The following is a 26,853-nucleotide window of genomic DNA, read 5'->3' as shown; positions in this document are numbered from 1 at the left end:
CACCTCACTTTTACGCTCACCACGCTTTACTGCATCAATCGCTTTGCGACGAAGGTCATAACTGTAGGGGGCTGACATTGGCACTCCTAAACGCTTATCTATCTCTAAAATAATGTCCTAGCTTAATTGCGTAAAGCTATAGCAACTAGGGTTCGCTTGCGTCAGTCCCGAGGAAAATCGTCGGACTCTTTAGGAGGGATGGGTGATCGCTGTGCTGCTTTTATCTAGACCAAAACAATAAGCCCCAACCTAGCGGTCAGGGCTTTATTTTCGTATGTGCTGACCTTATAAAGCGTGGTCAGCGGTTTTGATATGGATATATCATCCTGCTTCCTCTTGCTCTGGCATAGTCGGAAACCTACCCATCTTGATGGGTAGAAACAGGCAGACGTGATCTTCTGCATCGGAGCACAATATCTAACCCAGCCTTAGCTCGACAGATTGAAGCAGGATTGACAGCCAGGGAGGAGGCACCAACAGGACCAGACAGTGATACAGCGGGGCGATCGCGCTAAACGGCGGCTGATTGAGGCAAACCTGCGTCTGGTTATTTCCATCACCAAGAAGTATCAGAATCGGGGCTTAGAACTGCTGGACTTGATTCAGGAAGGGGCTTGGGGCTTGACCGGGTTGCTGAGAAGTTTGACCCAGCCAAAGGCTTCAAGTTCAGTACTTACGCTTACTGGTGAATTCGGCAGACGGTGACAGGGGCGATTACCCCAAAGGGGGAGCTGCTTTGTATCGCCACTCAGAGCCGGACGATTTGCGTCCCGGTTCACATCGTTGAAAAGCTGAATAAGGTCAAGAAGACCAGGCAGCAGCTAACAGCAGAGTTAGGCAGAATGCCAACCACAGATGAAGCGGCGATCGCCGTCCAGAGTTTGTCCTAAACAAGGGCTTAGAGGGTATCTGCCTCTGGCTGGTCTACCTTTGGCATTTCAGTTGCGCCATGCTCGGTGATGAGGTAATCGGCATCTGCCGTATCTAACCTGATCCTCACTGAGTTAGCGTCATCTACTCCCTCTAATTCACTCTCGGAACTGCTTCTCTCCAGGGCGGCGATCGCCTCCGGGTCGCCCTGCTGTGCTAACACAGTCAGCAAGTTGATGACGGTCTGGTTAACGGATTTAGATACTGGTTCTGACATGATTCAACCTTCGTGCAGTAATTGACCCAAGATTCTACTGCATCGCTGCATCATTGCCCATACTTTTCACTCCACAGGCGATCGCCCAGGGGTTAAAGGTTCTTATGACGCTCGCATCAGTCCAAAACCTGGTCACGAGATGTCACATAGAATGACCATTTTGGCTATGGCGATCATCCTCTTCAAGGTGTAATGAACCCACCTCCTGACCCGTCAGCGATTATTATGTAGCCTTGGAAGAGATCGCCCGTAAACCGGAAGAGATTGCGGCAGGACACGTACAAAATCCTGCAAGATTGCCTTCAAAGCCCCATTTTTCGTTTGCCTCTAAGGCTGAAATGACAGAAAACGGAAAATACTGAAACCACTTCAAAACAAAGCTTTCAATTTCGTATTGCAGGACTTTGCATGTGTCCTGTCACAATCCCTACTTCGAGGTCATCAAAGATGGAGACAGGCAGGGCGATCATTGTACGTTTGCTCATTTCAGGCAGCATAGATCCTTCAGCAAATATTAGCTCCTTCGTGCTAAAAAAAGATTGATTGCATCTTATTAGCACTAATACTATGCTATTAATGCTGATTATATGCTATTCCTCTGTGTGAGACTAAGTTCTATGAACAAGCCGATCTCTCCCGCCCGCTTCCCTGCTGAACGAACTGCTGGAAGATCTACCACCACCCAAATTTCGACTAGGACAGTATGTGCGCTGGTGCTGTATGCCCAGCCACGACTACGGGAGAATGTTGGGATTGTGTATGGCAGTGGGGCAAGCGTGAAGGTGCGGGGGTATCACTATGCGATCGCCCTGGATACTTCTAGTCCATCCTATGCAGATGGCATTACCTCTGATTGGGGGGCTGAGGATGACTTGGAACCAATTGACCTTAAAGAACCGTAGGTAGCGGAGGAATTATTGTGAGACGAAGCCCCTCCCGCAGACAGTGGGAACTCTTTCAGCTTTATTCCACCTGCCCTCCTCCTTTGCACCCAATGGTTTTTACACAGTTTTGGGAGGTGAGCTACAAGGAATTGGAGACTCTCACCGGTGCCTCACTTAGTACGATCGAGCATTGGTTTAGTGGAGGAAGAAGCCGTCGAGAACCTTCCGATGCTATCTGTCGCCGACTGGCAGAGATTCATCTGCTGTGGTCAAATAGCGATCGGATTAAACCGAGCCTGATTCAGAATTGGTGTCGGTTGCAAAAACAGTGAAGAAGTACGATAGTAGGCTGCGCTCACATTAACTGCGTCTATTGCAGAAAACAGTTTATGGCAACGCATCGTTATAGAGCGCCATACCTACGAAAAGACCGAGAAGGGGTTTGAACCATGCAGAGTAGAGACTGAACTTATAGGGCGATCAGCAACTGTCATTTTGACAGAGCTTGCTTTCTATTTGATGGTTTTTGCCTTTTCAATTAGAGGGTTAGTTGAATGTAATTAATCATGTTCACTGATTTACCATCGCCTCTGTCCCATGATCTTGCTTGGTTGATCATCGTGCCTAAACGTGTAGAATTCTGTCAACCTTCATTCCATTTTGGTGAGAGAGTAAAATTTTGTCAGGGACAAGGCAAGGATCGATCCTGGGAAACAGGACGGATCACAGGAATGAAGTTTTCTCAGCAGGAAACTTGGATTTACTTCGTGGAACTAGATAAAGATAGTCCGCTCTCTATATGTGGCGTTCAAGAACTGTTTGCCAAAGAAAACGAATTAAAACTGGTTCGCGATTCATCTTCCCTTAGAGAAAGAATTCGGTTTAATCAGCAATGGTTTCACACTAAGCGAGCAGCTGCTATGTTGGGAATTTCTGAGGAACAGCTTCGTAAGCTGCGCCGTAACGAATTGTTCAAAAGCAACTATCATTATCGAGATACAAGCATCCCAGGAGCAGGACGACCTTACTGGCAGTGGCATGTAGAACGTTGTGCGGAAGCACTAGAAGCCTCACCGAAAAAATGTCGCACCATCAAAGGCAAAAGGTAAGGTATTGTCCCTACTTTTGAGTCTCCGCTCAAAATTAAGAAAAAATTAGATAAATTTAGCGGATCGGTCGTTGAAAGTCTTGTTCTAGCGTGAGTCTTACTCATATTTCAACTATGAGTAAGAGCTATTTTCTTCATGGTGTAATTTCCCAACAAATGTCTAAAACCCATGAAGGCTCTTCGTTATGGAGATTTAAGAGGAAGCTGGCATATTCTTTTTGGCACTTAAATGTAATTAAACATTCTGTAAAATTAAGAAAATTTTAGACTAGTCGAGAAGCGTCTAATCCTGGGATAGCACGAACTTACTGATAAAATTCTAGATACTGTTGTGAATTGCTGAACCAATTCGAAGGAGCTTTCAGGAGTTACTAACCCAGCAACTTTTGATCCAACATAAGAAATCGTGCTTTGACTTCGTTCAGCACTCGCTTGTCCAGTGGGTTGAGCGAAGTCGAAACCCACACCAGTAAGGTATTTTGTTGCCGAGTAAATTTCAAGCCCAGTAAACAGCCCTTCAAAGCTCACTATCTGTCAGTTTGGGTGCTCACAAGCACTATTTTGAAGGATACTTGACATCGAGCTAACATCGGTTCGGACTTACGGATGCACCGTTAACCCAATGCCTCAAACCTCTCCACTGCTTGATGAAACGATTGTTATATAGGATCTAAGCGATCACGCCAATGTGCCTTCAGAGTTTGTTTCTCATTTAGGAGCCATTAAGCAAGTTGCTACGATATCAATAGATCTCATCAATTGCGAATCAGCCTTCTCTGCAAGAAAAACATACTTCCTCGAATGATTTTCTTGATGATTGCAACAATGCTACAAGTGGGGCAAGCTTCACATATTAAAGATATTCAACTGTTGTCCGTCCTCAGTACAATTAGAGTCTGACCTCCGTTTGCCCTCGTTGCGACTGGTTGTTTTCAGCACAACGGTATCAGACTTTGCAGACTAGTGAATTTCAACGGATTGAATTGGGGAGCTAGCTATCTGTATCCTTTGGGGGAGAATCACTCTGAGCAGTCTCTGATCTTATAGTAGAGGGATCAGCTTTAGTCTGATCCTGAACGTATTTCTGCATCAATCGGTCATACTCTTCCTGTTGATCTCTTTTGTTGATCCACTTAAGATAAGTCTTTGTATGGACAGCGAGACTATGTCCCATCTGTCGAGCCGCTAACGCATCTGGTAAGCTAAACTTCATAGTCCTTATTGCCCAAGCATGTCGCAAATCGTAGAGATTGAAAGGAAGATTTGATTTGCATCTCAAGTGCTCCCAACATATTTGTCCGTAGTCTGAATTGATTTCACACGAACGTACTTCTGGTAAGTTGACCTCCCGTAGCTTGAAAAGTTCAACCCATTCAGGGCGAAAGGGCCAAACCTGATGAACACCGGTTTTTCCGCCTGTAATCTCAAGCATTTGCCCTGTTTGAATAAAGTGCTCAAGCTCCAGATGAAACAATTCATGCGGTCTCAACCCATACGTTGCAATCATTCCATAACCCCAACGCCAAGCAGGATCTTCAATCTTGAAAAACCAATCAGCAATTAAATCATCGGATGGTGGGTTACGGGGTGCGGAATTTGAAGATGAATAACTTCCAGCCAAATCAGAGAAGTCAGCTTCAATATCAGCACAAGCAGCTAACAACTTAAAAACTTCAGACGTGCGCTTCCGGGTTGAGCTATTTTTTGGTTGTAACTCGATAATACTTCTCAAAAGCTCTACCGTTAGACTCTCTTCCCCATGCTCCTTTGTAACTTTATTAAGTGAGGTGACATAATTTTTTTTCCAAGAATTATTATCTGTGGCATTACGTTCTTTTGTTAAAAAATACTTTTTCTCTAATAACTCTGTTGCCTTGTTAACTGTTATTAATTCTGTCTTAGCCTCAGCAAAAGACTCAGATTCTTCTGTAAAGATTTCTGGTTTCAAGAATTCCTTGTAGTTAATCCAGTCGAAAGTTCGACTAGACAATGCTCCACCAATTTCCTTTGCTTTCCTTTCTGCCAATTTGACACCTTTAGGATCAGCACCATAAGTTGGAAGCTTATGCTGATGTCGCTTAGTTCCACCAGATCCAGGGATCGGGTCTGCCGTGAAAATCAGATAGATACAGCGCCCAATCCGCTTCATCGTTACCTTGATTCCCGCTGTTTTGTGACGTTTGTTGATAGCGTCAATGTTTGCGTCAATTTGTTCAAGACTTTTCATTGGTTGAAAGGGTAGAAATTAAGAGGGTCCACAGATAAAAACTGAGATAGCCACAGTACTGGGAATGCACTACAAAACTAGACCACCACTTCGATAAAGCTATTCAGCCTTATGTAGCAGAGGGGACAACAGGTAGAACAAACGTCTGGTCAAATTAGCCCTACCTACTCAAGCTATGAAAACTAAATGAAGGCAACGGAGTTTAAGGAGGAAAAGCTCATAAGTAGAAAAATAGTTTTCCTGAAATAGCAGTAAGTTTAAAGGGTAATTTCCCTACTTAGATTTCAGGTTCAACTTGGCAATCTTGAGTGTTCTAACTTCTCCTGGTCTAAATCCGTACACATACAGAAAAGAGAGGCATAAAGCCAGATGCGGCTTCAGCAAGTGACTTTGATGAAGTCACTTCTGTCTTTGAAGTCATCTAAACTCCTGCAACTCATTGGAATTTTTCATCAGGAGTTACCTAATTTATAAAGTTGATAAAGATAAAGGACAGAACTGTTATTACAAATAATTGGCAGCACGATGTAAGGGCAACGAATTCCTGTCACGCTTACAACATCTGTCGTTCAAGTTGTTGAGAAAACTGTCCTTAGGCTTAGTCGTCTCTATACGGATACGATTTCTTGCAGAAAATCGTATCCGCATCACATTCAACTGGCATAGTTCCAAAATACTTTGAGGGAACAAAAAATTCGAGATCAAAAAGGATCAAAAAGGATCAGAATATGAAATTCCCTCTTGGCAACAGGAAATAGTTTTAGGATTTACGCAAGAGACATTCGAACGGATGGGTGCCTGAGTTGCTCAATCAAGTAGTCAGAGAGCATCCCATGCTTAATCTGATAAACCGTTCTACCGTTTGATCAGCAATTGCTCTGAGGCAAGTCCAAACGAGCAAGGCACAAGCAATATGGTTGCGTTGAATCCGAGCTTTGCAGCATTAGACTTGTTGTGAATAAAGTTTTTTAAGGAAAAGAATCTTTCCTTATCACTTCCATCTGAGTTAGGCAACTACCAAATAGAAGTTTTATAGCCCAGTTGCTATCAACATCGAACGATCATCAAAATCAGTCACACGATTTCTGTAAAGATCGCCCACAATTCTGTATCGTTTCACTTCCGCAAACGCATTCTCACATCGTACACGCCGACTGCTTTTCTCCCGATTTTCCTGTTTCTGTTCTTCACTTAGACCGCCTTCTCTCAGTTTCTCATGGGAAATCTCAATGTTGTCATACTCCTTGTGCAAACCCGGATTAAGTATGCCTGCACCTCTCAGATTGGAAATAAGCTTGTTAGTAGTAGCATCTACAGCTTGAAATCATGAAACAGAAGTATGCCTCACGAAGTGTTCGGCTATCCAAATCTGGGTTGGATCGTATAGAAAAGGCAAAAGCGGAGTTAAGCCGAGAGCGGAAAAAAGCAGTGACCATAGAGGTTATTGCTGAAGAGGCTGGTGTATCTGCAGGCACAGTTAAAAGATTCTTGAAAGAAGACGGGATTCGGTTGCAGAATGCATACAAGATCGGGTTAGCTTTAAAGATTTCTAATGATGAGCTTGACACTCTAATTACTAGAGAATGTGCAGCATCAGGAGATGAAGAATCATTAGAGCCTATAGGCGTTGAGCAGAAACTCGTTTTAGCAGCACGTCAACTCTACCGGTTCCAGTTAGAAGGAATCCGAGGTATAACCTCTAACCCTCTACTGAAAAGTATCGGCTCTAGCTTTGACTGGAATGACAGCCTCGTACCTATAGGTTTAGCCAAGTGGAAAAAGGCTCCAAAACAACCTTTGGGGGTTCAGCCTGAAGAAGGCTCTACCTTCTATAGTCCCGCAAACTCCCAAGAAGGACAATTCTCTCCTAAAACCTTCCTTCGCACCACAGTGGAAACATCAAGATCTGGACAACAGGTTCGAGCTATTGTTCTTGGAGAAGCAGGGTCTGGCAAGACTACCTTCTTACAATGGTATGCCCATAGCATCTTTGAGTGCGAGCAAGCTGACATCGTGATTTGGGTGCCTTCCGGTGAGTTAGGGCAGCAATCTCTAGAAGATTACCTGACAACTACATGGCTTAAAAATGCCCTTGCGACGACACAAGTTTCCGTCGAAATGCAGGAGGCTCTGGCAAAATTATTCTCCCGTCATCGTGTTTGGTTGGTGATAGACGACATAGAACAGATGATCTCGCTCTCCAAGAACTTATCGATCAGTTGGATCAGACAAGCCCATATTTTGTTGTCCTGTCGCCTTTCTCACTGGAATAACAACTGGAACCTTCTCTCAAACTACAATGCGTACCAAATTCTCGATCTGAGTACGACTTCTACCACTACGGACGCAATAGATACCTTTATCAACAAATGGTGGAAAGCTAACTCGGAACGCGGACTAAAGTTACAAACTCAGTTGAGGAACCCTAGAAACTCTCGACTCCGAGATTTAATTAGAAACCCGTTGCGCCTCACGCTGCTCTGCCGCCTCTGGGAATTTCAGGAGGGTGAACTTTCCCAAACAAAGGCTGAACTTTTTGCAGAATTCGTCAAAGCATTTTATTACTGGAAGCAAGACCAGTACTGTGTTAGTCAGCAACAGAAAGAAGATTTACACCACGCTCTGGGGCAGTTAGCCCTACAAGCCCTTGAAAAAAATAGTTCAAGGTTCCGCATCCGTCGCGGTTTACTCGAAAGAGTTTTTTCTACAAAACTAGACCTTCTAAAATTGATTATTGACCTTAACTGGCTCAATCCAGTTGGGAACGCCGCAGAAAGGCCATACGAGGAAGTGTACGCATTTTGGCATCCTACTTTCCAGGAATACTTTGCTGCGATCGCGATCAATGCAGAAACACCAGAGGAAGATAGCTGGAGCTTTTTTCTACCAAACTCGCACATCGACTGCCCTGTGAGAACCGAGAGGGGCGCTCACCCATACCGAATTTTTGACCCCAAGTGGAAGGAGGTGTTCCTCCTGTGGCTTGGGCGTAAAGATGTGGAAGCAGTAGAAAAAGAGAAATTAATAGAAAAGCTTTTAGACTTTAATGATGGTTGTGGCGGCTTCTACAATTTACAAGCTTGGTGTTTAGCAGCAGCAGGGATTGCCGAATTTGAACCACAAAATACTGCTGTGTCAGAAAAAATCATAAAGCAATTGCTTGAGTGGGCACTGCATCCCGACCTAACGGAAACTCTTGAAGAAGCGTCCGAAAACATATTGCTCAAGAAGCTGTTAGCAGACTTGTCTTGTGTCCGTAGCCAAGAAATTTTTAAAGAGAGTCTCAGCCATCACTACTCGATCGCTAAAAAGGCAAGACTTGCTCTTAGCGAGACAAATCTTGACCTAGCAGTTCCTATCTTGCTGCAACTACTGGCATCAAATCAGTCTAGAGGTATGCGGTTGAAAATTGTTGAGTTACTTGGTGAAATTGGCAAGAACAACTTAGATGCTGCGATCGCGTTGACGAATTTAGCTCAGACTGATTCTGACGATGAACTCCGCCAAAAAGCTCTGGTTAGTCTATATAAATTCTGCACTGGAACGATAGAAACGGTTGAGGTTATAAGCGAGAGCTTAAAAAACGATGAAGGATCGTATTTATATCAAGCAATTAATAGAATCTTGAGAAGTCAAGGTATTGATCATGAAGTGATCGTAGATAGACTTCAACAAGAACTGCAATGCACTCAAGCTCAAGCCCAAAAAATAATTATTTCTAGAAATCTTTTCAGATTCTCTCCAGATAACCTAGACACAATAAATTTACTCATTCAACATTCTGAACCTAATGATATTAGCCGATTACAACTAGACGATGATTTTGAAAATACAGAGCAATTTACCAATGCTTTATGTTCGTGGCTCAGAAAGCAAAGAACTTGCAGAAACAATGAGGCAATAGAGAAATGTCAGGAGATCGCCTCCCTACTAGGAAAGCTTGATCCTGGTAACACCATTGCTAGAAGCAAATTAGAGAAATTACTACCAACTGCTCCAGATAGATCCCTGCGTCTTTCCATTGCTCGAAGCTTATGTGATGTTAGCCCACGTCATTCCGTAGGAGTCAAAACTTTAATAGAGTTGTTTAGATCTAGCCAAAATGAAGATGAAAGGCTTGATGCTCTTATGCACCTTTTAGTTCTAAATTTGCATAAAGAAGCATTAACAGCTATTAATTCTTGGGATTTAACTACTCTTAGTGAACCTGTACAAGTTAAAATCGCTTGTAATTTAACTGACAGAATTGGTACTGACAATTTAGAAGCACGTAAAATCCTTATTCACTTAATGAATAACTCAAGTTACCCTAGAGTTCAACTTGATATAGCTAAGCACTTTCTCTTGGACAAAAAAACTTCCTCTCAAGCTGTTGATGTAGTTCTCAGTATATTTGAGGTACTAGATGAATTAGAACAAGCCAAATTAATAAATTTTTTTATATCAAATAAGATCAGGAATTCGAGAGCTATATCAAAATTCAATCAAATATTGAGCAGCACTGACAAGGAAACTTTGCTTGAGGTAAGTATTCTATTCTTTAGTACCTTAGAAGTGAACAGAAATAAAGCCATCAGAAGTTTTAATTACTTACTCGATAATAGCAGCAACTTAATTTGTAAATATCGTGCCATTGTCAATCTGCATTCAAGTCATCTTAAGTCCTCATTAATTATCCCTCTACTTATTAATTGGTTGAATACAGATATATTCTCTGAGGTATTATTTAACATTAATGAATTAATTGGTTCACTAAACGGGATAAGTTTTTCTTTCAACGCACAATTAGAGGTAGAATTTGAGGGTTTTCCTAATCCCAACAATTTACAACCCGAACTGGTTGGGTTGCAAGGATTAAAAGAATTAACAACTCAAGAACATTTTGAACAGGTTGTTAGCAGTATAAGGGGCAATCTGCAACCAGACTCTAACAAAAAGCCCTTCAACTACGCTAGCTGTTATGCGATCGCATTACACTGTGCAGAACAGCTTCCCTACCCAGAATTCTATGATTACTTTGTTAGCTCTTCTAATTGTTCTCAGTAATGTCTTTTCATCCTAACAGGATTCATTCGCCTTTCTAAACCCACAAACGTTACCTTGATTTATATTGTTGCAACACAACCGGTTTATCGGTAGCCATTAAGTTAGCTAGTCACAAAGCGAGTGCTAGAGGAAGGGGAAGAGTCAGAATAGTTGCTGTGGATTTCTAGGATGCCTATACACCTGATTTGCCAGCTCCACCAACCCCTCTCCTGCCAGTTCCATCAGTCGTTCAGGCAAGTTCTCGGTTGCAACAAAGATGCTGCCGTCATCATCCACCACAAACTCTAGAGACTCCGCCGTCACGAGAAAAGGAAACCACTCTCCCTTCACCTGATAAGGAGATTGAACTTGCTCAACATCGACAACACACACTTCCGTTAGCGGAAAAGCAAACAACCCCTCGATCGCCCCTTGCAGCCCTACCTCTGTCACTTCAAACGGCACTTGAGATTGGCTCATCCAGCGCCTTCGCTCCCCCAGGCGCTGCATCTCCCTCGACTGGTTCAACCGCTCCCCCAACTGGGCGATTTCTCTGGCAGGAAACTTTAACGTCCGTCGCACACTCGCTAAGTAAGAATCAAAGTTGAACTGCACACTATCCTCCTGCAATCTCCCCTGCACCTGCTTTTGGACAATGGCGATCGCTGCTTCTAATAAGTTCGCTTCCTGATCGCCTTTCCTCTCCCGTGACAGACTTCGCATTTGTTCGCGCACTAACTCGACTAAGCTCAACTCCAGACCGCTACTGTGCTGCTCGACCTCTCGCTGCATCAAGCAACGGGCGATCGCCACGACGTTTTGCAACACGAACTCTTCCTGAGACAACACCTTCAATCTCATCCGCCCACCTCTGTCAGGTAGCAATAGTATTGGCTCTCGCTGATTAATGCTGTGCCCACCAATATCCCCACGACCGGTTGAGCATCTAATTCAGCACAAGCAGACGTATAAGCTGCCATCCGAATCAACTCTTCCTCAATCACCTGCTTAACCTCAGCAATAGACTGAGTCGTCGCCTTGGACTCCACCAGATAGATCTTGCCGTCGCCCTCCATCACAATATCGGGATAGTCGTGATTGGGGCGGGCAAGCTTGCGGCACCCGTAGAGCCGCTGAATTAAGAATCCCGCAATCCCCTCACCAATCCCTGCCACGGCACTCTTATTCGGAGCTACCACCTTGTTCTCAGTGCGGCTATAGAACAAGGGAAGATAGCCCGGTTCCAAAAAAGCCCCACAGGAGTAAGTAAACCAGTATTGCAGTTCCTCCAGGGGGCGATAGACCAACTGTTCAGAGTACTTAGTGATCATCCGTTTCAAGAGGTTCTCCTCAATCTGCAAGGGAGCAGCTAAGCTGTAGCTCATCGGCTTAACCGCAAGTCGGGACTGCAACTGGAAGCGCATCGTATACCGGCTCGCCGCCGCTTTAGCGAGAGACTGTTCGAGCGAGGAGAGTTGGCAACAGCGACGTTCTAGATGGATTTGAATCGGCATAGGGTGGAGGATGAGAACGGGCGACTAACCCTCACACTAGATTTCCAGACTCCCACAATGCAAACCTTCCCTATCACGGTGAGGGTTCTTTCCCATTGGTTCGCAGCATCGGGCAAAGATGTCGCCTGAGAGCGAGGGGAACTTTGTAATATTTCTCCCAAAGCAAATCCATCTCGGCAAGACGACGTAAATAGAGAGGTTCAGGCGGACGGTAGTTGCCCGACCCGGCAAACCAGCGGTCTACTGTGGGTTGAGAGCAGCCACAGATCTGCGCCATCTGAGCATGAGTGACATCCCACTTGGCATAAAAATCAAGATGGGACATCTGCAGCTGACAGTGGGTGTAGAAGTGGAACAGTCTTAGTTCATGCTGTCCCAAGTTGCGAGGACTCATCGTGGTTCTTCTTCCAAAGCAACAGCAGCAGGCTGAATGAGGGCGAGGGTTGTTAGGGAAATTCTGGCAGGCGAATGTCGTCCTCCCAGGCAAGGTCAGCTTGAACCCAGGCACGAGAGGGGCTAGCAGGGGAGAGGAGAATAAGATATCGCCATGACCAAGCTTTCAGGTGACTGGCTGGAGCATATTGCAACCCAACAATGGTGCCAAAGTCTTGACTGGGTAGAGGATTCCAGCAGACCTGGTCTCCTAGATTGAACTTAGGCGCAGAGGTACTGTGTGGAAACTGCTCGGGTAGAGGTAGAGAGAATTCGGTAAATAAAGTTGAGGTCTCTGCCATAGCAATCTGCTTGTATCAATGGGTGATGACGATGTAGCTACGTAACGATCTCAAAGCTCTGCTGTCATTGAATCGGTAAGCTTTTGTGGTCTTCATTCTTCTTTGGCTTAGATACTCCTATGCGAGCGTATAGTGATGCCCCTTAGCCTTCACGCTTGCCTCATTGCCATACACAATTCCAACGATTCTCCCGTAGTCGAAGCTGGGCACACAACACCTGTACTGTCCTAGTTGAAATTTGGGTGGTGGATCTTCCGGCAACTCGTTCGGGAGGGAAGCGGGCGGGAGAGATCTGTTTGTTCATAGAACTTAGCCTCACACAAAGGAATAGCATATAATCAGCATAAATAGCATAGTATTAGTGCTAATAAGATGCAATCAATCTTTTTTTAGCACGAAGGAGCTAATATTTGCTGGAGGATCTATGCTGCCTGAAATGAGCAAACGTACAACGATCACCCTGCCTGACTCCATCTTTGATGACCTCGAAGTATGGGCAGAAGGCGAGGGAAGACCAACAGCCAACCTCGCTGCATTTCTTGTAGAAATTGCAGTGAAGGAAAAGTTTCGGGAAAAATACCTCCCGAAAAAGGAAAAGGAAAAGTAAGGCTACTAGCGGCTGGAATAATTGTTGAAATTCTGAGCCTTTTTGAGCTTTTTTGATCCTCAAAAACCTATATCTAGGGGGTAGACTCAATAAAATAACGGGAAGGCACTACTAAATAGTTCTTTTGTACTATTGCGTGACGTGCCAGATTCGTAGTTAAAGGTTCGTTATTGATAGGAGTAGGAAGTTGATAAGGAGGGTGCCCAAAAACGTTTGAACCCCCAACTGTTGGTACCAGTCAGGGGTCGCACGAAGTATTCATTGAAGTCACCGAGTTTATGGCACACAAGCGGTGAGGTAAGCGTGGAAAACTTTCTGCCGCTGTGTTGATCGGTATGTAGCCTGGACAAGCCTATTAGGCAAATCCATCGTTGCATGACGAGATTTTGCCATGCAAGTAAATATTAGCATTTTGGGATCAAGTTGCAAGTCCCAGTAAGATTCTTTATGCAATTTTTGCTTGTCTGGTAAGCAACTCCGGTGACTTTTTAACTCGCTACAACCAAAAGTCACTCATCGGAGATTCTTATGAGAAACGTTTTCTCCTTGCTTAATTGGCGGGGAGGCAAATCATGATTGCCTCCCCTGCACAACGCCCTGTTCCACAACGCTTCGAGTTCGTTCGAGAGTGGAACGACGATTTTCTTCAACTTTTTCCCCATCGCGGCGATTACCTCTGGGCAGAACACCCTGAACCCGGTAAGCGCCCTACATGGAAGACCGAAAGTCGGCATCTTTTGAGCGATCGCACGATTAAACAGGGAGCCTATCTATTTGGGGTTCGGTTTGGACCAACCACGAACTATCTGTTATTCGACATTGACATTCGGAGCTATTACCACCCCCGGCAAGATCCCTTTGCTATCTGGAGCATGGTTGAGGCACTGGAACCCCTGGGGCTAGTGAGCTACGTAGCCGTCACGAGTTCCAATAGCGGTGGGCTGCACCTGTACTTCCCATTTGAGGAAGCTCAAACCTCATGGGCGCTCGCCCTGGCTGCCAAAACCCTGCTACAGAACAAAGGGTTCAAGTTTCAGGGCGGACAGCTTGAAATCTTCCCAAACCCCAAACCCTTCTCTGAAGCTCAAATTAACTACAGCGGGCACAGACTGCCACTTCAGCAGGGATCTTATCTACTGAATCAGGAATGGGAGCGAATTTTCACCGCTCAGTCTACTTTTGTCCAGCAGTGGCAGTTTGCAGCGCGTAAGAACTCTGTCTCTCGCCAGGGAGTTGAACGAGTTTTACAAACTGCAGCGCCCAAGCACTACAGCAAGAAGCTCAAGGTTTCTGGGCAGAAATACTACAGCGACCTGTGCAACGACTTACGAGATGGATTCACAGGTCCAGGACAGACCCAACCGCTATTTGCTAAAGCTGCCAATCGTGAACGGGTGTTCTACCACGCCATTCATGGAGGCAGTCCCTTAGAGGGTGAAGCTTTAGCAACCAGAATTGCCGAAGTCATTCGTTCCCTGCCAGGCTTCGACGAATTCTGCGGACACCAGCATGAGGTTGAAGAGCTAGCCAAGTCCTGGGCAAGAGCTGCCGAGCGACGATACTATCCCTACGGCTCAAAGAAGCCAATCCTGGAGAACCAGTCCGACCACCAGCTTCTACCCAAAAAGCCAACCTGGAATCAGCAGCAAGCGCAAGAAGCAAGAGAGCGGATCAAACAAGCAATCGCCGACCTGGTTGAGAAGAACGTCCTACCACCCCAAACCACAGCCCGAAGAAACGCCCTGCGAAGCTACAGAATCGGCAACACAACACTCGATAAAAACCGTGATTTATGGCATCCAGAAAACCTAAACCCCTTACTAGATGAGCAATACCACCCTATCAAGCCGGATTTAGAGAACTCAGATCGCCCAGAATTCTTACCACGAGAGGAATACCACCCTATCGCTCCTAATAAGCTTTTATGCCCGCCTGCCTCTGCGCTTCAAGCGCAGGAGGCAGGTCAGATCGACCTTCTGGCTGTTGGGGGGTCTGGGGGGTTATCCACAGGTGATTTTTCAGACGGTTCTCAACCTACACAGGAGCTACAACCCACTGAATCTGCGGGTGATCCGGTGGTTGAACCAGGACCCTCACTGATTCGGGAGATTCTGAGCAAGCTTGCTGCCAACCGCCAGAGGGCTAAATCCAACCCCTACTCAACCCAACCTCCACCGGATGAAAACTACTTCCGCCAGACGCAGCAGCGGCAGGGCGATCGCCCTTGGGTTCGGGATGAATTCGTTCAGCAATCCCTGGAATTGTCGGAGATTAATCCACCACCTACGTCTGCCCCAGCTGTAGGTGAACAGGGTGCCTCTGTCGGTTCTGCGATGTCAGGGGACTCAACCACTTCTTCATCTCCATCTGTGCAGGCGCTCCTGAGTGCAATCGAGTCTGAGGTTGAACGACTAGGTTGGATTGCAGCCCAGGAAGCGATTTGGGTTGCCCAACATTTTGCCGGGAAGAGACACTCTGAGCTGAGTCTAAGAGAGCTAGTCCTGCTATTGCGACAATTGAAACAGCTACATCAAAACCGCTAAAGGATGGAAAACCTTCAACCCTTGTCTGATTCCTTCTGGCTTGCAGATTCAGTCAATCGGAATTTGCAAAGTACACCTCAGTTGCCCACCGCTTCTGACGTGGTGGTGATTGGTGGAGGCATCTCTGGTGTCAGTGTTGCCTACTGGCTGAGTGAACTGGGTGTCGAGGTGGTGTTATTGGAGAGGCGAGGGCTAGCGGAAGGTGCAACTGGACGAAACGGAGGACATCTAGCACCTGGTACGAACAAAGACTTTGCCGATGCGATCGCCACTCATGGGCTGGAGGAAACGCTCACCATTTGGCGCTTCACCCAAACCGTCGTCCAACTGGTGCATCAGTTTATTGACCAACATCAGGTTGATTGCGACCTCCACTTCAATTCTCTGGCATCGCTGGCACTGACCGCGCTGGAGGTTGAGCAACAACGGCGGTCATTTGAGTTGATGTGGGATTCAGGGTTTGATGTCGAATTCTGGGACAAAGAGCAGGCTATGCATCACACCCAGAGTTCACGTTTTCTGGGAGGACTCCTTTACAAAGAACATGCTCAGGTCTGGGCCACCAAGTTAGTCGTGGCGATCGCCCGTGTCGCGATGCAAAACGGAGCCAATATCCAAACCGGGACACTCGTTGAAGCCGTTGAGCAAAGCCGGAATGGTTTAATAGTTCGCACTCCACAGGGTGAGATTCGAGCAAAATTCGTGGTTCATGCAACCAATGCCTATGTGCGTCATCTGCGCCCTGTCCTGAAGGATCTGATCGTGCCTGTGCGGGGACAGGTCATCGTTACAGAACCCGTACCACCGTTGTGGGATTTTGATTGGATCACTAATCACGGCTACGAATACTGTTTGCAACGTCCTGATGGTCGGATTGTTTTAGGTGGAATGCGATGGCGATCGCCCACCCACGAGTGGAACGTTGAAGACGACAGCCAGATTGAACCTGCCGTTAGCGAAGGACTACGGACATTTTTACCAGATCACTTTGAAGCGTTACGCAATGTCCAAATTGGGCAGGAGTGGACCGGCATCATGGGGTTTAGCCCGGATGATAATCCATTCGTGGGTGAGCTACCGGGCTACCCCGGTGAGTACATCATCGCGGGCTACACCGGACATGGAATGCCGATCGCTTTTGGGGTAGGCAGGGCGATCGCCCAATTAATTACAGGACAGCAGCCCCAATTGCCACTTGCGTTCTCACCTGCTCGATTGTGGCAATTGAAGTAAAAGAATCGATTTCAGGAGTGGGTGCAGGACAAGGTTGGAGCTGTATTCCCCCAGTTTGAACAGAGCGTGTGGGTGGTTCAGACCACGCACCGGAGTACTGAGCGAAGGTCTCCGTCAATGGCAAAGAGTACGGGGAAGAAAAAGGGCGTGGGAGAAAGGAGGCTGAAAAGCAGGCTGCTGAGGATATCCTATCTAAGCTAAGGTCAGGAGTTAACTTAGAGCTAGGGTTAGATTCCAATAGTTTTCGGAATGGCATTTCAACGGGACTCCTCTTTCCAAAAACTATTGGAACTTGACAGCTAGAGTCGTCCAAGCTCAAGTAGAACGATTGTACAGTCGGCGATCGCCATCTCTGTGCTGGGGCGACCAGTAGTCTCTCGAATAAATGCCTCTATCTTTTCGGCATTCCATCCTAGAGGTTTGGTATACCGTGCGATCGCGGCTCTCATCAGTTCGGCAGAAATGGGATACTTGGCGATCGCCTCTCCCAGTAACTCGGGTTCTTCCAACCAGGAGGTGAGGTCAGGGCGGATATACCAGTCAGCTTGGGCTGGGTCGAAGTTTGGTGGTGGAGCAGTGAAGTAAATTGCGTCAAGTTCATCTTCAACCTGGAGCCAGCCAACCTCTTTGGCAAGGAACAGCCATTCCTCTTCGTCTGCCTCCAAGAATCGAGCGTTGTCCTCTGCCCCTTCGCCCAACGGGTTATAGACACCTGCTAGCCAGGCTAAGGTGTGTTGGTCAGGGTTCTTGTGTCTATCTTGCTCTAAGAAGTTTTCGATCTCTTCTCTAATTTCTACGCTGCGCTGTTGGGAGTCAGTCTGCTTCTTCTGGAGTTTCTGGGATGCAGATTTCCGAGAACTACGCTGCTTCGGTTGTACGACTCCAAATCCCCGCGCCATGTTTTTCCCTCCCATCTGTCCGTGAAGCAAAAATACTTCCTCTATCTTCTGAGTATAGAAGCAGGGTTTTGAATAAGGCAGGCTAGAAATCCCTCCCGCACTATAGTTCTGCTTGTTGTTAGCTTTGCCGAACGCTATTCGCTCTGTTCTGGCAGACTTTCTTCGATATCTGAGGCGATTGCCTCTATTTCCATTTCTAACTGCTCAATGGAGGGTAAGTTCTCCTGAAGTTTGCCAGGTAGCTGGTGAGTGGCCACGGCAATCGGTGTATTCAAGTTTCGCAGGGCATACTCTGCCTTTGTCTTTCTCTTAGATTTGCAAAGAATCAGCCCAATTGTTGGATTGTCGGTTTCGTGGCGCATTAGATCATCCACTGCTGACACGTAAAAATTCATTTTGCCAGAGTATTCCGGTTGGAATTCTCCCATCTTCAAATCGATCACAATGAAGCAACGCAGCTTGAGGTGGTAAAAGAGCAAGTCGAGGTAAAAGTCTTCACCATCAACCTCAAGGTGGTACTGGCTGCCCACAAAAGAGAACCCAATGCCAAGTTCTATTAGAAAGTCTCGAATATGTTTGACCAGCGCCTGCTCTAACTCACGCTCTTGTACATCGCCCTGAATCGAGAGAAATTCAAAATTGTACGGATCTTTAGTTAGCTGCTGTGCTAGGTCTGACTGTGGTTTAGGTAATGTGCGATCGAAATTGGTGACAGCCTTACCCTGCCGTCCGAAGAGATTACTTTCAATCTGCCAGACTAGGACATCCCTGCTCCAGCCGTTTTCAATGGTTTTTTCTGCGTACCAGAGCCGTTGCTCTTGAGTCTTTAGCTTGTCGAGAAGAGCAATGTTGTGCCGCCATGGCAATTTACCAACGCTGCGTTGGTAAATTGCCTCATCTGGGTAGGACTCTGCAAAAGCCTTCATATAGCCCAAGTTGGAGCGGGAAAATCCTTTAATCTCTGGAAATTCCTTCCTCAGGTCTTTTGCCAACCGTTCGACAACCCTAGTTCCCCACCCCTCGCTCTGCTGCTGTTCCAAAATCGATCGCCCGATCTGCCAGTACAGGTGGATTAGCTCCTGGTTTACAGCCAGCGCCGCTCTAACTTGAGCGGTCCTAATGCGCTCTTTGAGTCGATTTAGGAAATCATCGTAGTCCTGGGGCAGGGAAAGCCAGCGATCGCTCACGAAAGTAGTACTCTGAAAAGCTGTGGTTCAGTCCTTTATCGTGACATGATCCCAATACATTTGGCTTAAACTTGGCAAGATTTTGAGTGCACCGGAGATACGATTCCTGGCATCATAAAGAGCAAAGAGGTTATCAGAATAGCAATGCTCATTGGCGTTTTAAACAGAAAAGGGGGATGTGGTAAGTCAACGACGGCTGTCCATCTAGCGTACTGGCTATCTCAGAAGCAGCAACGTGTGATTTTAATTGACTCGGATGGTCAGATGAGTTCCAGTCAGTGGCTCAAGAAGCTAAATATGCCTTCTGTTGTAATTGACGATCCCGATGACTTGTTTGACCAGATCGGAAAGCTATCTGAGGCATATGATTCCGTTGTTGTGGATTCTCCTTCTGTTTTGGGGGAGCCAGCTAAGTCTGTATTGCTCAGCGTAGATTTGGCAATTGTCCCAGTTCAGCCTTCTAACTTGGATCTCCTCTCAGCCAAGGATATTGTCCGGCTGGTTCACCAAGCGCAGAAGATTCGGAAGGGTGCACCCAAAGCAGCGATGTTTCTCAGCCGAGCGTCACGGGGAACAGTGCTTATGAGGGAGGCTCAAGAAGCGTTGAGCAAGACTCAAGGGTTTGTGCTGCTGGATTCAGTAATTCACCAACGGCAAGCGATCGCCGATGCACCTGGACAGGCAGCAACAGTTTTTACGATGACGGGAGAAGCTGCAAAAACCGCTGCAAAAGATTATGACAGTTTGTTTGAAGAGGCTATAAGTTATGCCAAGGCGAAATAGTTTGAAGGATGAATGGCAATTTGAGCCTGAGGCTACTTCAGATAAACAGAGCCTTCCAGTTGAATCAATTATTTTACCCGCAAGCCAGCCCCGCCGTTATTTTGACCCTGAAAAACTCCGTCAGCTTACGGAATCGGTTCGGCAACATGGCATTCTTGAACCCATCCTAGTACGCCCCTCCCAGAAAAAGGGATTGTATGAGTTGGTCGCTGGAGAACGGCGGTTTAGAGCAGCTCAGGAGGTGGGGTTATCTTCCGTTCCCGTCACGATTAGGGAGTTGAGTGATGAAGAATCGCTACAGCTTGCCCTGGTTGAGAACTTACAGCGTGAGGATTTAAACCCTGTTGAGGAGACGGAGGGAATTCTGCAATTGCTGGCTCTCAGGCTCAAAATTCCGTCGCTCGACGTTCCCCCTCTCCTTTATAAAATGCGAAATGAGGCGATCGGCACAGTTAATCAAAACGTTTTGATTAACTCAGAAGCTGAATCAGTTCAGGCTGTTTTTACCGAGGTGGGGACGATTACCTGGGAGTCCTTTGTAACTAGCCGACTGCCTCTTCTCCGGTTACCACCGGAGATCCTTGAATCTCTCCAGAGCGGAAAGATTGCCTATACCAAGGCGCAGGCGATCGCCCGTGTGAAGGACGACGACCAACGCAAGGAGCTTTTAGGAGAGGCAATAGCTCAAGATTTATCTCTAAGTCAGATTAAAGATAAGATAGCTATCCTCAAGGCTGCCAAAGTGACTAATGATAGTGAGCCTTCTCTAAGGAGTCAAATTGATGAGGTTTTACGTCAGGCGAAGCAATCCAAGGTATGGGATGATCCCAAAAAACAGCGAAAACTAGAAAAAATATTGGCAGATCTCAAAACTCTGGTTAGTAATACTGATTAATTGTTGCTAGATAGCTGCCTTGATTAGAAGTCATGAGTACCTACAAGGTAAATAAGTGGATGAAAGCAAGTAGAGCAGTGGAGCGCGTAGAAACAAATTGGATTTAGGTAGGGGAACGGTGAAATATAGCATGTCGTTTACAACAGGCACTTTATTTCATCAGGAATCAGTGAAGCTTGCCGAATTGTTCCTGGAGTTTCAGGACTGGAGTCTTGTTCGAACCGTAGTTCTCTCAAAAAATCTTTTACAGTCCCGAACTGTAAACACTTCAAAACGAGTTTGTAGGGAAGTTTGCTCTAGGTTGAGGACTCTTAGCGCAGCGCAGCTTGATTTGCTAGTTCATGGGTCTACCCAAGATCAAGGCTACCTTTTATGGCTAGCTGTTTGCCGCCGTTACAAATTCATTGCAGATTTTGCTGTAGAAATCGTTAGGGAGAAGTATATCAGCTTGCAGTTTGTGCTCAATTATGATGACTTTGACTTCTTTTTCAATAAAAAGTCTGAATGGCATGAGGAATTAGACCAGATTAAGCCAGCAACAAGAACGAAAACACGCCAGACTCTTTTCAAAATGCTTAGAGAGGCAGATCTTCTAACTTCTAACAACATAATCAACGCGGCCCTGCTTAGTCCCCAACTCCTTAACGTTATTTCTCAGGAGAATCGTCAGGATATTTTGGTTTTTCCAGCGTTCGAATCTGACCTTAAAGAATGGGCACAATGAACTTGGTCATAGATAAAAACAACATGAAAGAACGATTTCATCACTTATTCTCTGTTATCTCTGGGAAACGCTTCCTTCAGAAGCAGGGATTGGGTAATGAGGTGCCGTTTTTCATCTGCCCATTCAAGCCTGAAGAATCCGTTGAAATGGAACAGTTGCAAAAGCAACTTGTCAATCGATTGGAACAGTCTGGGGTCAGAGTCCTAGAAATTAATCTCTACGATCTCTCGGTTAAGCTGTTGAAAGAACGGGAGATTTGGGAGCAAATCCTTGATGTGGAGCAGTCTACTTCAAAAGCTGAACTGAAGGAGCTTTTACAGGGTGTCCTTGATCCAGAAACTCATTTGGTTCCTGCTGTTGCAAGCCAGATCAAAAGCACTGAGTTTGATGTGATGTTCATATCAGGAGTGGGACAGGTTTTTCCGTACATCCGTTCCCACAATGTGTTGAACAACCTGCAAAGTACAGCTAAGGAAAAGCCAACCGTTATGTTTTTTCCGGGTGACTACACCCATTCCTTAGAATCTGGTGCATCCCTTGATCTTTTTGGCAGACTACACGACGACAAATACTACCGAGCCTTCAATATCTTTCACTGCGAAGTCTAAGCGGGAAACCCACCATGATGCTAAGCACTATTTTCGAGAAACCTGTCGATCGCCCAATTGAGGGGGTTATCAAGGCAGATGATGAGGTGAGTCTCCGGCTAGAACTTGAGGAATACATCCTAACCCGTGAAGTAGAGAAGCGACTTGAAGCATTTCTAGACGCATACATTGGCTATGAGGGGGCTAATGGGGTATGGCTATCAGGTTTCTTCGGATCTGGCAAGTCTCACCTCCTGAAAATGCTGGCACTGTTGCTGGAGAATCGGGAAATTGAGGGAACGCCTGCGATTGATTGGTTTTTACCGAAGTGCAACCACAATGAAGTCCTTCGGGGCAATTTAAGACGAGCTGTTGCCATTCCATCAAAAAGTATTTTGTTCAATATTGACCAGAAGGCTGATGTAATTAGCAAGACTGAATTCGATGCCTTACTGTCGGTCTTTGTAAAAGTCTTCGATGAAATGTGTGGGTACTATGGCAAGCAAGGACATATTGCCCAGTTTGAGCGCCATCTTGATAGTCGCGGTTTGTACGATGCTTTTAAGGAAGAGTATCAACTTGTTGCAGGTAGACCCTGGCACAGGGGTAGGGAACAAGCACTGCTAGAAGGCAAGAATATTGCAAAAGCGTATTCAAAAGTTACGGGTGATGCAGAGGATTCTGCTGCCGGAATTCTTGATAGATACAGAAGCCAGTACAAAGTGTCTATTGAGGACTTTGCAGAACAGGTAAAGGACTTTGTAGACAAGCAAGCACCCAATTTTCGATTGAACTTTTTTGTTGATGAGGTTGGGCAATACATCGCTGAGAACGTGAAACTGATGACTAATCTGCAAACCATTGCAGAGAGTCTAGCAACTAAGTGTCGAGGGCGGGCCTGGGTAATTGTTACTGCCCAAGAAGACATGGATGCGGTAATTGGGGAGATGGGTCATCAGCAAAGTAACGACTTTACAAAGATCCAAGCTCGGTTTGCAAATCGCATGAAGCTAACCAGCCAGGATGTAGCAGAAGTTATCCAGAAGCGCTTGTTGGCGAAGAATGGGGCGGGTACAACGCTACTTGCGGATGTCTATCGAAATCAAGTCAATAATTTCAAGACTTTGTTTGATTTTGCGGACGGCTCACAAACCTACCGAAACTTTCAGGATCAGGAGCATTTCATCCATAGTTATCCCTTTATCCCTTACCAATTCGCGCTATTTCAGGCAGCCATCAAGTGCCTGTCCCAGCATAACGCCTTTGAAGGTAAACATAGCTCTGTCGGTGAGCGCTCAATGCTAGGTGTCTTTCAAGATGTCGCGATTCGAATTGGTTCTCAGGATCTAGGGCGGCTCGCAACCTTTGACCTTATGTTTGAGGGCATCCGCACCACACTAAAATCAAATATTCAACGCTCCGTTTTACAAGCCGAAAACCATCTTGACAGTCCTTTTGCCATTCGTCTGCTGAAAACACTCTTTTTGGTCAAGTATGTCAAGGAGTTTAAGCCGACGCTGCGAAATTTATGTGTTTTGATGCTGGAGAGCTTTGAACAGGATTTAACCCAATTACGTAAGCGAGTTGAGGAAGCACTCAGCCTTCTAGAGCAGCAGACCTACATTCAGCGCAATGGTGAGATGTATGAGTATTTAACCGATGAGGAGAAAGACGTTGAGCAGGAGATTAAGAACACGGAGGTAGAAGCATCCGACGTTGCTGAGGAGCTAGAAAAGCTCATTTTCGACCACATCATTAAGGCTCGAAAGATTCGTTACGACAATAATGGGCAGGACTACTCGTACTCTCGAAAGCTCGACGATCGCCTTCAAAGTCGAGAGTATGAGTTAGCCATTCATATCATTACCCCTTTCCATGAGCATGCAGACAAAATGTCTGTTTTGCAAATGCAAAGCATGGGACGAGATGAACTGTTGGTGGTGATGCCACCAGACGACCTTCTGGTCAGGGACATCTTAATGTACAAACGGACTGAGAAGTACATTAAGCAGAATATGTCTGTAACCCAGCAGGAAGTAATTAAGCGAATTCTAACGGACAAGGGTTTTTACAACCGGGAACGTTATATCGAACTGCAAAAACTGTTGCAAAGACTGTTGGGTAAAGCAAAGCTTTTTGTTTCTGGCACAGAGCTTGAAATCGGAGGTGAGGATGCTCAAAGCCGTATTGTCAGAGGATTTCACGAACTGATTACAAGAGTGTATCCCAATCTAAGGATGCTACGGGGGGTTGTCTATACTGAGCCTGATATTAGTAACTGCCTCAACCACTCCCAAGAGAGTTTGTTTGGTAGTGATGTTACAAGCTTGGCAGAGTCTGAACAAGAAATAATTGCCTTTATTCAAAGCAATCATCGAGGGGGTGTTCGCACTACTCTGAAATCTTTGCTGGAGCGATTTGAGCGCAAGCCCTACGGATGGTACTACGCTGCAATCCTTTGTAACCTGGCAAAACTCTGCGCCCGAGGCAAAGTAGAACTGCGAACGGATGGAAACCTTCTAGAAGATGAGGATTTGGAACGGGCAATTCGTAACTCCCATGGACATGGCAATGTCGTTCTTGAGCCGCAGGTTGACTTTACGGCATCCCAGGTTCGCAATCTAAAAGATTTTTATGCCGACTTTTTTGACACCCCACCTAGTTCAGGGGAAGCCAAGGCTTTAGGGAAAGAAACAGGTGTGGCATGTCAGGAACTGAAATATTCTTTGACGCCACTAGCATCTCAAGTGTCTCAATACCCATTCCTTAGCGCTCTAACTCCAGTACTCAACACGCTTAAGGATATTTGTGGCAAACCCTATACCTGGTATCTCACTGAGTTACTTCGACAAGAAGATGCCCTTCTTGATTTGAAGGAGAAGGTGATTGATCCAGTTCGCAAGTTCATGAATGGACCGCAGAAGGGGATTTTTGATGATGCTACAAAGTTTGTACAAGCTCAGCAACCAAATTTTGCCTATATCAGTGGTGATGAGTCTGGGCAAGTAGTTGCAGCCTTAGCCGATCCAGAATGCTTCAAGGGAAATCGAATGCAGCAGTTGAAGGCGCTGATCGACTCTCTAGAGTCCACGGTATCAGCCCAAATTGCTCTGGAAATAACTGAGGCACAAACAGCGGCGAATATGTTGAGAAGCCGTTTGTGTAGCATGGATGAGTTTTCTGTTCTTACGCCGCAACAGCAGCAGCAGTTGACCCAACCGTTCGATGCTTTTGAATCTGCGATCGCCCAGCAAAAACTCATCGCTGTAATTCGCGACACGTTACGACAATTTGAGGAAACTGAGTATCCGCAGTTGCTGTCACGAATGACCACTTGGGCACAGTCTGTTCCTTCTCCCGCAGATGATCGAGGAACGACCGATACAACACCCTCTACCTCTTACAGCGGTGCTAGCACCTCAGATGCAAGAACTACAGTCGCAGAACCCAAAATTGAATATGTTTCTAGCAAATCTGTGCGGGTTCCATTTGACAAAGCATGGTTAGCTGACGAAGCAGATGTAGATCGCTATTTAGCTGCTATGCGGGAAGCTTTACTCGCAGAGATTCAGAGTGGGAAGAGGATTCAAATATGATTACAAGACTCGAACTCACAGATTTTACTGTTTTTACGAAACTAGAGGTCGATTTTTCGCCAAAAATCAACTTAATTGTTGGTCATAACGGCACTGGAAAGACACATCTGCTTAAAGCTGCCTATAGCCTTTGTGCAGGTGCAACTATCTTTAAAGACAAGCCAGATGCCAGCAAAGCCGAGATCCAGACAGCGATTACAACCAAATTGCTGCGCCTCTTTACGCCTATAGAGGGAAAACTTGGCAAGCTGCGCCGCTATGGTGCCAAAAAAAATGCTCAAATGCAAGCTCATTTTGCATTGGGTGGGCAATTAAAGCTTTCTTTTCATTCCAATTCGAAAGCATTAACTATTCAAGATAGTACTGATTGCAGTGAATATCAGTCAGCAGCCATTTATATTCCGACGAAAGAAGTTCTTTCCTTGATCAAGGGCATAAGCAATAAAGAGCATGATCCAAGAACTGTCGAGCTTATCTTTGACGCTAGCTACCTTGATCTTGTAGCAAACCTTATGCGTCCCAGCTACGAGGACCCTGAAGCCGAACTTGCCCTTGACCCACGGTTTAGCTCTATAGTTCCCATGTTAGTTAACCTTATAGGAGGAAAATATTGCTGGGAAGGTGGCGACTTTTACTTCCAATCTGGGAGCTATGAAGAGAAAGCTGATCCAGATCGACCCAAAGGTCAACATGCTCAGAGCTATCAGGATTCTACAGTAGCTCGCTTTAAACCGACCAAGGATCCAGTGTACGCCAGCAGTATGACTGCTGAAGGTTTTAGAAAGATCGGGATACTCCATCGATTACTCTGCAACGGAACGTTGAACCCTGGTGTGAGTGGTCCATTGTTCTGGGATGAACCTGAATCTAATCTAAATCCCAAGATGATGAAGCATTTAGTGCAGGTTCTATTGGAGCTATCTCGAAATGGTCAGCAAATTATACTTGCAACGCATGATTATGTTTTGCTCAAATGGTTTGACTTACTAATGGACAAGGGCAAGGAAGATCATGTGAGATTCCATGCACTTTATCGAGATGCTGAATCTCAGGAGATCAGGATAGAAAGCATGGACGATTACAACTTGATCAGTAAATCAGCAATTTCGGATACATTTGCTGAACTTTACGATGCAGATGTAAGAAGAGCATTGGAGTAA

Annotated in this window: 22 protein-coding genes and 2 pseudogenes; 15 read left to right on the top strand and 9 right to left on the bottom strand. The window is 45.9% G+C overall.

Features of this window, described 5'->3' with window-relative positions:
- Window positions 1-492: 492 nt before the first annotated feature.
- Window positions 493-851 (top strand): annotated as a pseudogene (locus H6G00_RS15795) (sigma-70 family RNA polymerase sigma factor); the annotation flags it as partial.
- Window positions 852-898: 47 nt separating this feature from the next.
- Here H6G00_RS15795 and H6G00_RS15790 read toward each other — a convergent pair.
- Window positions 899-1,147 (bottom strand): hypothetical protein, encoded by a 249-nt coding sequence (locus tag H6G00_RS15790; RefSeq protein WP_190797483.1) that lies wholly within the window; start codon window positions 1,145-1,147, stop codon window positions 899-901.
- Between the two features lie 617 nt (window positions 1,148-1,764).
- Between H6G00_RS15790 and H6G00_RS15785 the strand changes: the two genes are divergently transcribed.
- From H6G00_RS15785 to H6G00_RS35450, 3 genes are all read left to right on the top strand, one after another.
- The gene (locus H6G00_RS15785; RefSeq protein ID WP_190797482.1) at window positions 1,765-2,049 is read left to right on the top strand and encodes a hypothetical protein; all 285 of its coding nucleotides are present in this window, start codon (window positions 1,765-1,767) and stop codon (window positions 2,047-2,049) included.
- 17 nt (window positions 2,050-2,066) lie between these two features.
- Window positions 2,067-2,363, top strand: a complete 297-nt coding sequence (locus H6G00_RS15780; protein ID WP_190797481.1) for a helix-turn-helix transcriptional regulator — start codon at window positions 2,067-2,069, stop codon at window positions 2,361-2,363.
- A gap of 234 nt (window positions 2,364-2,597) precedes the next feature.
- A complete protein-coding gene (locus H6G00_RS35450; RefSeq protein WP_242042295.1) occupies window positions 2,598-3,140 on the top strand; it encodes a hypothetical protein in 543 nt (180 codons plus the stop codon).
- Window positions 3,141-4,130: 990 nt separating this feature from the next.
- Here H6G00_RS35450 and H6G00_RS15770 read toward each other — a convergent pair.
- Window positions 4,131-5,366 (bottom strand): hypothetical protein, encoded by a 1,236-nt coding sequence (locus H6G00_RS15770; protein ID WP_190797480.1) that lies wholly within the window; start codon window positions 5,364-5,366, stop codon window positions 4,131-4,133.
- Window positions 5,367-6,396: 1,030 nt separating this feature from the next.
- Window positions 6,397-6,618 carry a transposase family protein gene (locus H6G00_RS15765; RefSeq protein WP_206757013.1) on the bottom strand — a complete coding sequence of 74 codons (222 nt, stop codon included), beginning with the start codon at window positions 6,616-6,618 and terminating at the stop codon, window positions 6,397-6,399.
- 74 nt (window positions 6,619-6,692) lie between these two features.
- Here H6G00_RS15765 and H6G00_RS15760 point away from each other — a divergent pair, with 74 nt between their 5' ends.
- Window positions 6,693-10,412: an NACHT domain-containing protein gene (locus tag H6G00_RS15760; protein ID WP_190797479.1), complete on the top strand. Its 3,720-nt coding sequence runs from the start codon at window positions 6,693-6,695 to the stop codon at window positions 10,410-10,412.
- Between the two features lie 141 nt (window positions 10,413-10,553).
- Here the strand turns inward: H6G00_RS15760 and H6G00_RS15755 are convergent, their stop codons facing one another.
- From H6G00_RS15755 to H6G00_RS15740, 4 genes are all read right to left on the bottom strand, one after another.
- A complete protein-coding gene (locus H6G00_RS15755) occupies window positions 10,554-11,252 on the bottom strand; it encodes a hypothetical protein (protein ID WP_190797478.1) in 699 nt (232 codons plus the stop codon).
- Entirely contained in the window at window positions 11,249-11,905 is a 657-nt protein-coding gene (locus H6G00_RS15750) for a hypothetical protein (RefSeq protein WP_190797477.1), read from the bottom strand. Before H6G00_RS15750 ends, H6G00_RS15755 begins: the two co-directional genes overlap by 4 nt.
- A gap of 73 nt (window positions 11,906-11,978) precedes the next feature.
- Window positions 11,979-12,299, bottom strand: a complete 321-nt coding sequence (locus tag H6G00_RS15745; protein WP_190797476.1) for a helix-turn-helix transcriptional regulator — start codon at window positions 12,297-12,299, stop codon at window positions 11,979-11,981.
- Window positions 12,300-12,351: 52 nt separating this feature from the next.
- Window positions 12,352-12,639, bottom strand: a complete 288-nt coding sequence (locus H6G00_RS15740; RefSeq protein WP_190797475.1) for a hypothetical protein — start codon at window positions 12,637-12,639, stop codon at window positions 12,352-12,354.
- 424 nt (window positions 12,640-13,063) lie between these two features.
- Here H6G00_RS15740 and H6G00_RS15735 point away from each other — a divergent pair, with 424 nt between their 5' ends.
- From H6G00_RS15735 to H6G00_RS36670, 4 genes and pseudogenes are all read left to right on the top strand, one after another.
- On the top strand, window positions 13,064-13,246 hold the full coding sequence (locus tag H6G00_RS15735; protein WP_199318517.1) for a hypothetical protein: 183 nt from the start codon (window positions 13,064-13,066) through the stop codon (window positions 13,244-13,246).
- Between the two features lie 572 nt (window positions 13,247-13,818).
- Window positions 13,819-15,789, top strand: a complete 1,971-nt coding sequence (locus H6G00_RS15730) for a hypothetical protein (RefSeq protein ID WP_190797474.1) — start codon at window positions 13,819-13,821, stop codon at window positions 15,787-15,789.
- A gap of 3 nt (window positions 15,790-15,792) precedes the next feature.
- A complete protein-coding gene (locus tag H6G00_RS15725; protein WP_190797473.1) occupies window positions 15,793-17,022 on the top strand; it encodes an FAD-dependent oxidoreductase in 1,230 nt (409 codons plus the stop codon).
- 149 nt (window positions 17,023-17,171) lie between these two features.
- A pseudogene (locus H6G00_RS36670) lies at window positions 17,172-17,318 on the top strand (hypothetical protein); the annotation flags it as partial.
- Window positions 17,319-17,321: 3 nt separating this feature from the next.
- Here H6G00_RS36670 and H6G00_RS15715 read toward each other — a convergent pair.
- Together H6G00_RS15715 and H6G00_RS15710 are read right to left on the bottom strand one after the other, a co-directional pair.
- Entirely contained in the window at window positions 17,322-17,921 is a 600-nt protein-coding gene (locus tag H6G00_RS15715) for a hypothetical protein (RefSeq protein ID WP_190797472.1), read from the bottom strand.
- Window positions 17,922-18,055: 134 nt separating this feature from the next.
- Entirely contained in the window at window positions 18,056-19,108 is a 1,053-nt protein-coding gene (locus tag H6G00_RS15710; RefSeq protein WP_190797471.1) for a PDDEXK nuclease domain-containing protein, read from the bottom strand.
- 144 nt (window positions 19,109-19,252) lie between these two features.
- Here H6G00_RS15710 and H6G00_RS15705 point away from each other — a divergent pair, with 144 nt between their 5' ends.
- The 6 genes from H6G00_RS15705 (at window position 19,253) to H6G00_RS15680 (ending at window position 26,853) form a co-directional block, all read left to right on the top strand.
- Window positions 19,253-19,891: an AAA family ATPase gene (locus tag H6G00_RS15705; RefSeq protein WP_190797470.1), complete on the top strand. Its 639-nt coding sequence runs from the start codon at window positions 19,253-19,255 to the stop codon at window positions 19,889-19,891.
- Complete coding sequence (locus tag H6G00_RS15700; RefSeq protein WP_190797469.1) at window positions 19,875-20,786, top strand: ParB/RepB/Spo0J family partition protein; 912 nt, start codon at window positions 19,875-19,877, stop codon at window positions 20,784-20,786. Before H6G00_RS15705 ends, H6G00_RS15700 begins: the two co-directional genes overlap by 17 nt.
- Window positions 20,787-20,916: 130 nt before the next feature.
- Window positions 20,917-21,510 (top strand): DUF1819 family protein, encoded by a 594-nt coding sequence (locus tag H6G00_RS15695; RefSeq protein WP_190797485.1) that lies wholly within the window; start codon window positions 20,917-20,919, stop codon window positions 21,508-21,510.
- Window positions 21,511-21,533: 23 nt separating this feature from the next.
- Entirely contained in the window at window positions 21,534-22,118 is a 585-nt protein-coding gene (locus H6G00_RS15690; RefSeq protein WP_190797468.1) for a DUF1788 domain-containing protein, read from the top strand.
- Window positions 22,119-22,132: 14 nt separating this feature from the next.
- Complete coding sequence (brxC, locus tag H6G00_RS15685) at window positions 22,133-25,693, top strand: BREX system P-loop protein BrxC (protein ID WP_190797467.1); 3,561 nt, start codon at window positions 22,133-22,135, stop codon at window positions 25,691-25,693.
- A complete protein-coding gene (locus tag H6G00_RS15680) occupies window positions 25,690-26,853 on the top strand; it encodes an ATP-binding protein (protein ID WP_190797466.1) in 1,164 nt (387 codons plus the stop codon). Before brxC ends, H6G00_RS15680 begins: the two co-directional genes overlap by 4 nt.

Source organism: Leptolyngbya sp. FACHB-541 (assembly GCF_014695875.1).
Lineage (GTDB): Bacteria > Cyanobacteriota > Cyanobacteriia > Elainellales > Elainellaceae > JAAUTN01.
Note: the sequence above shows the minus strand (reverse complement) of the source record. Positions and strands in the feature narration are given on the sequence as shown.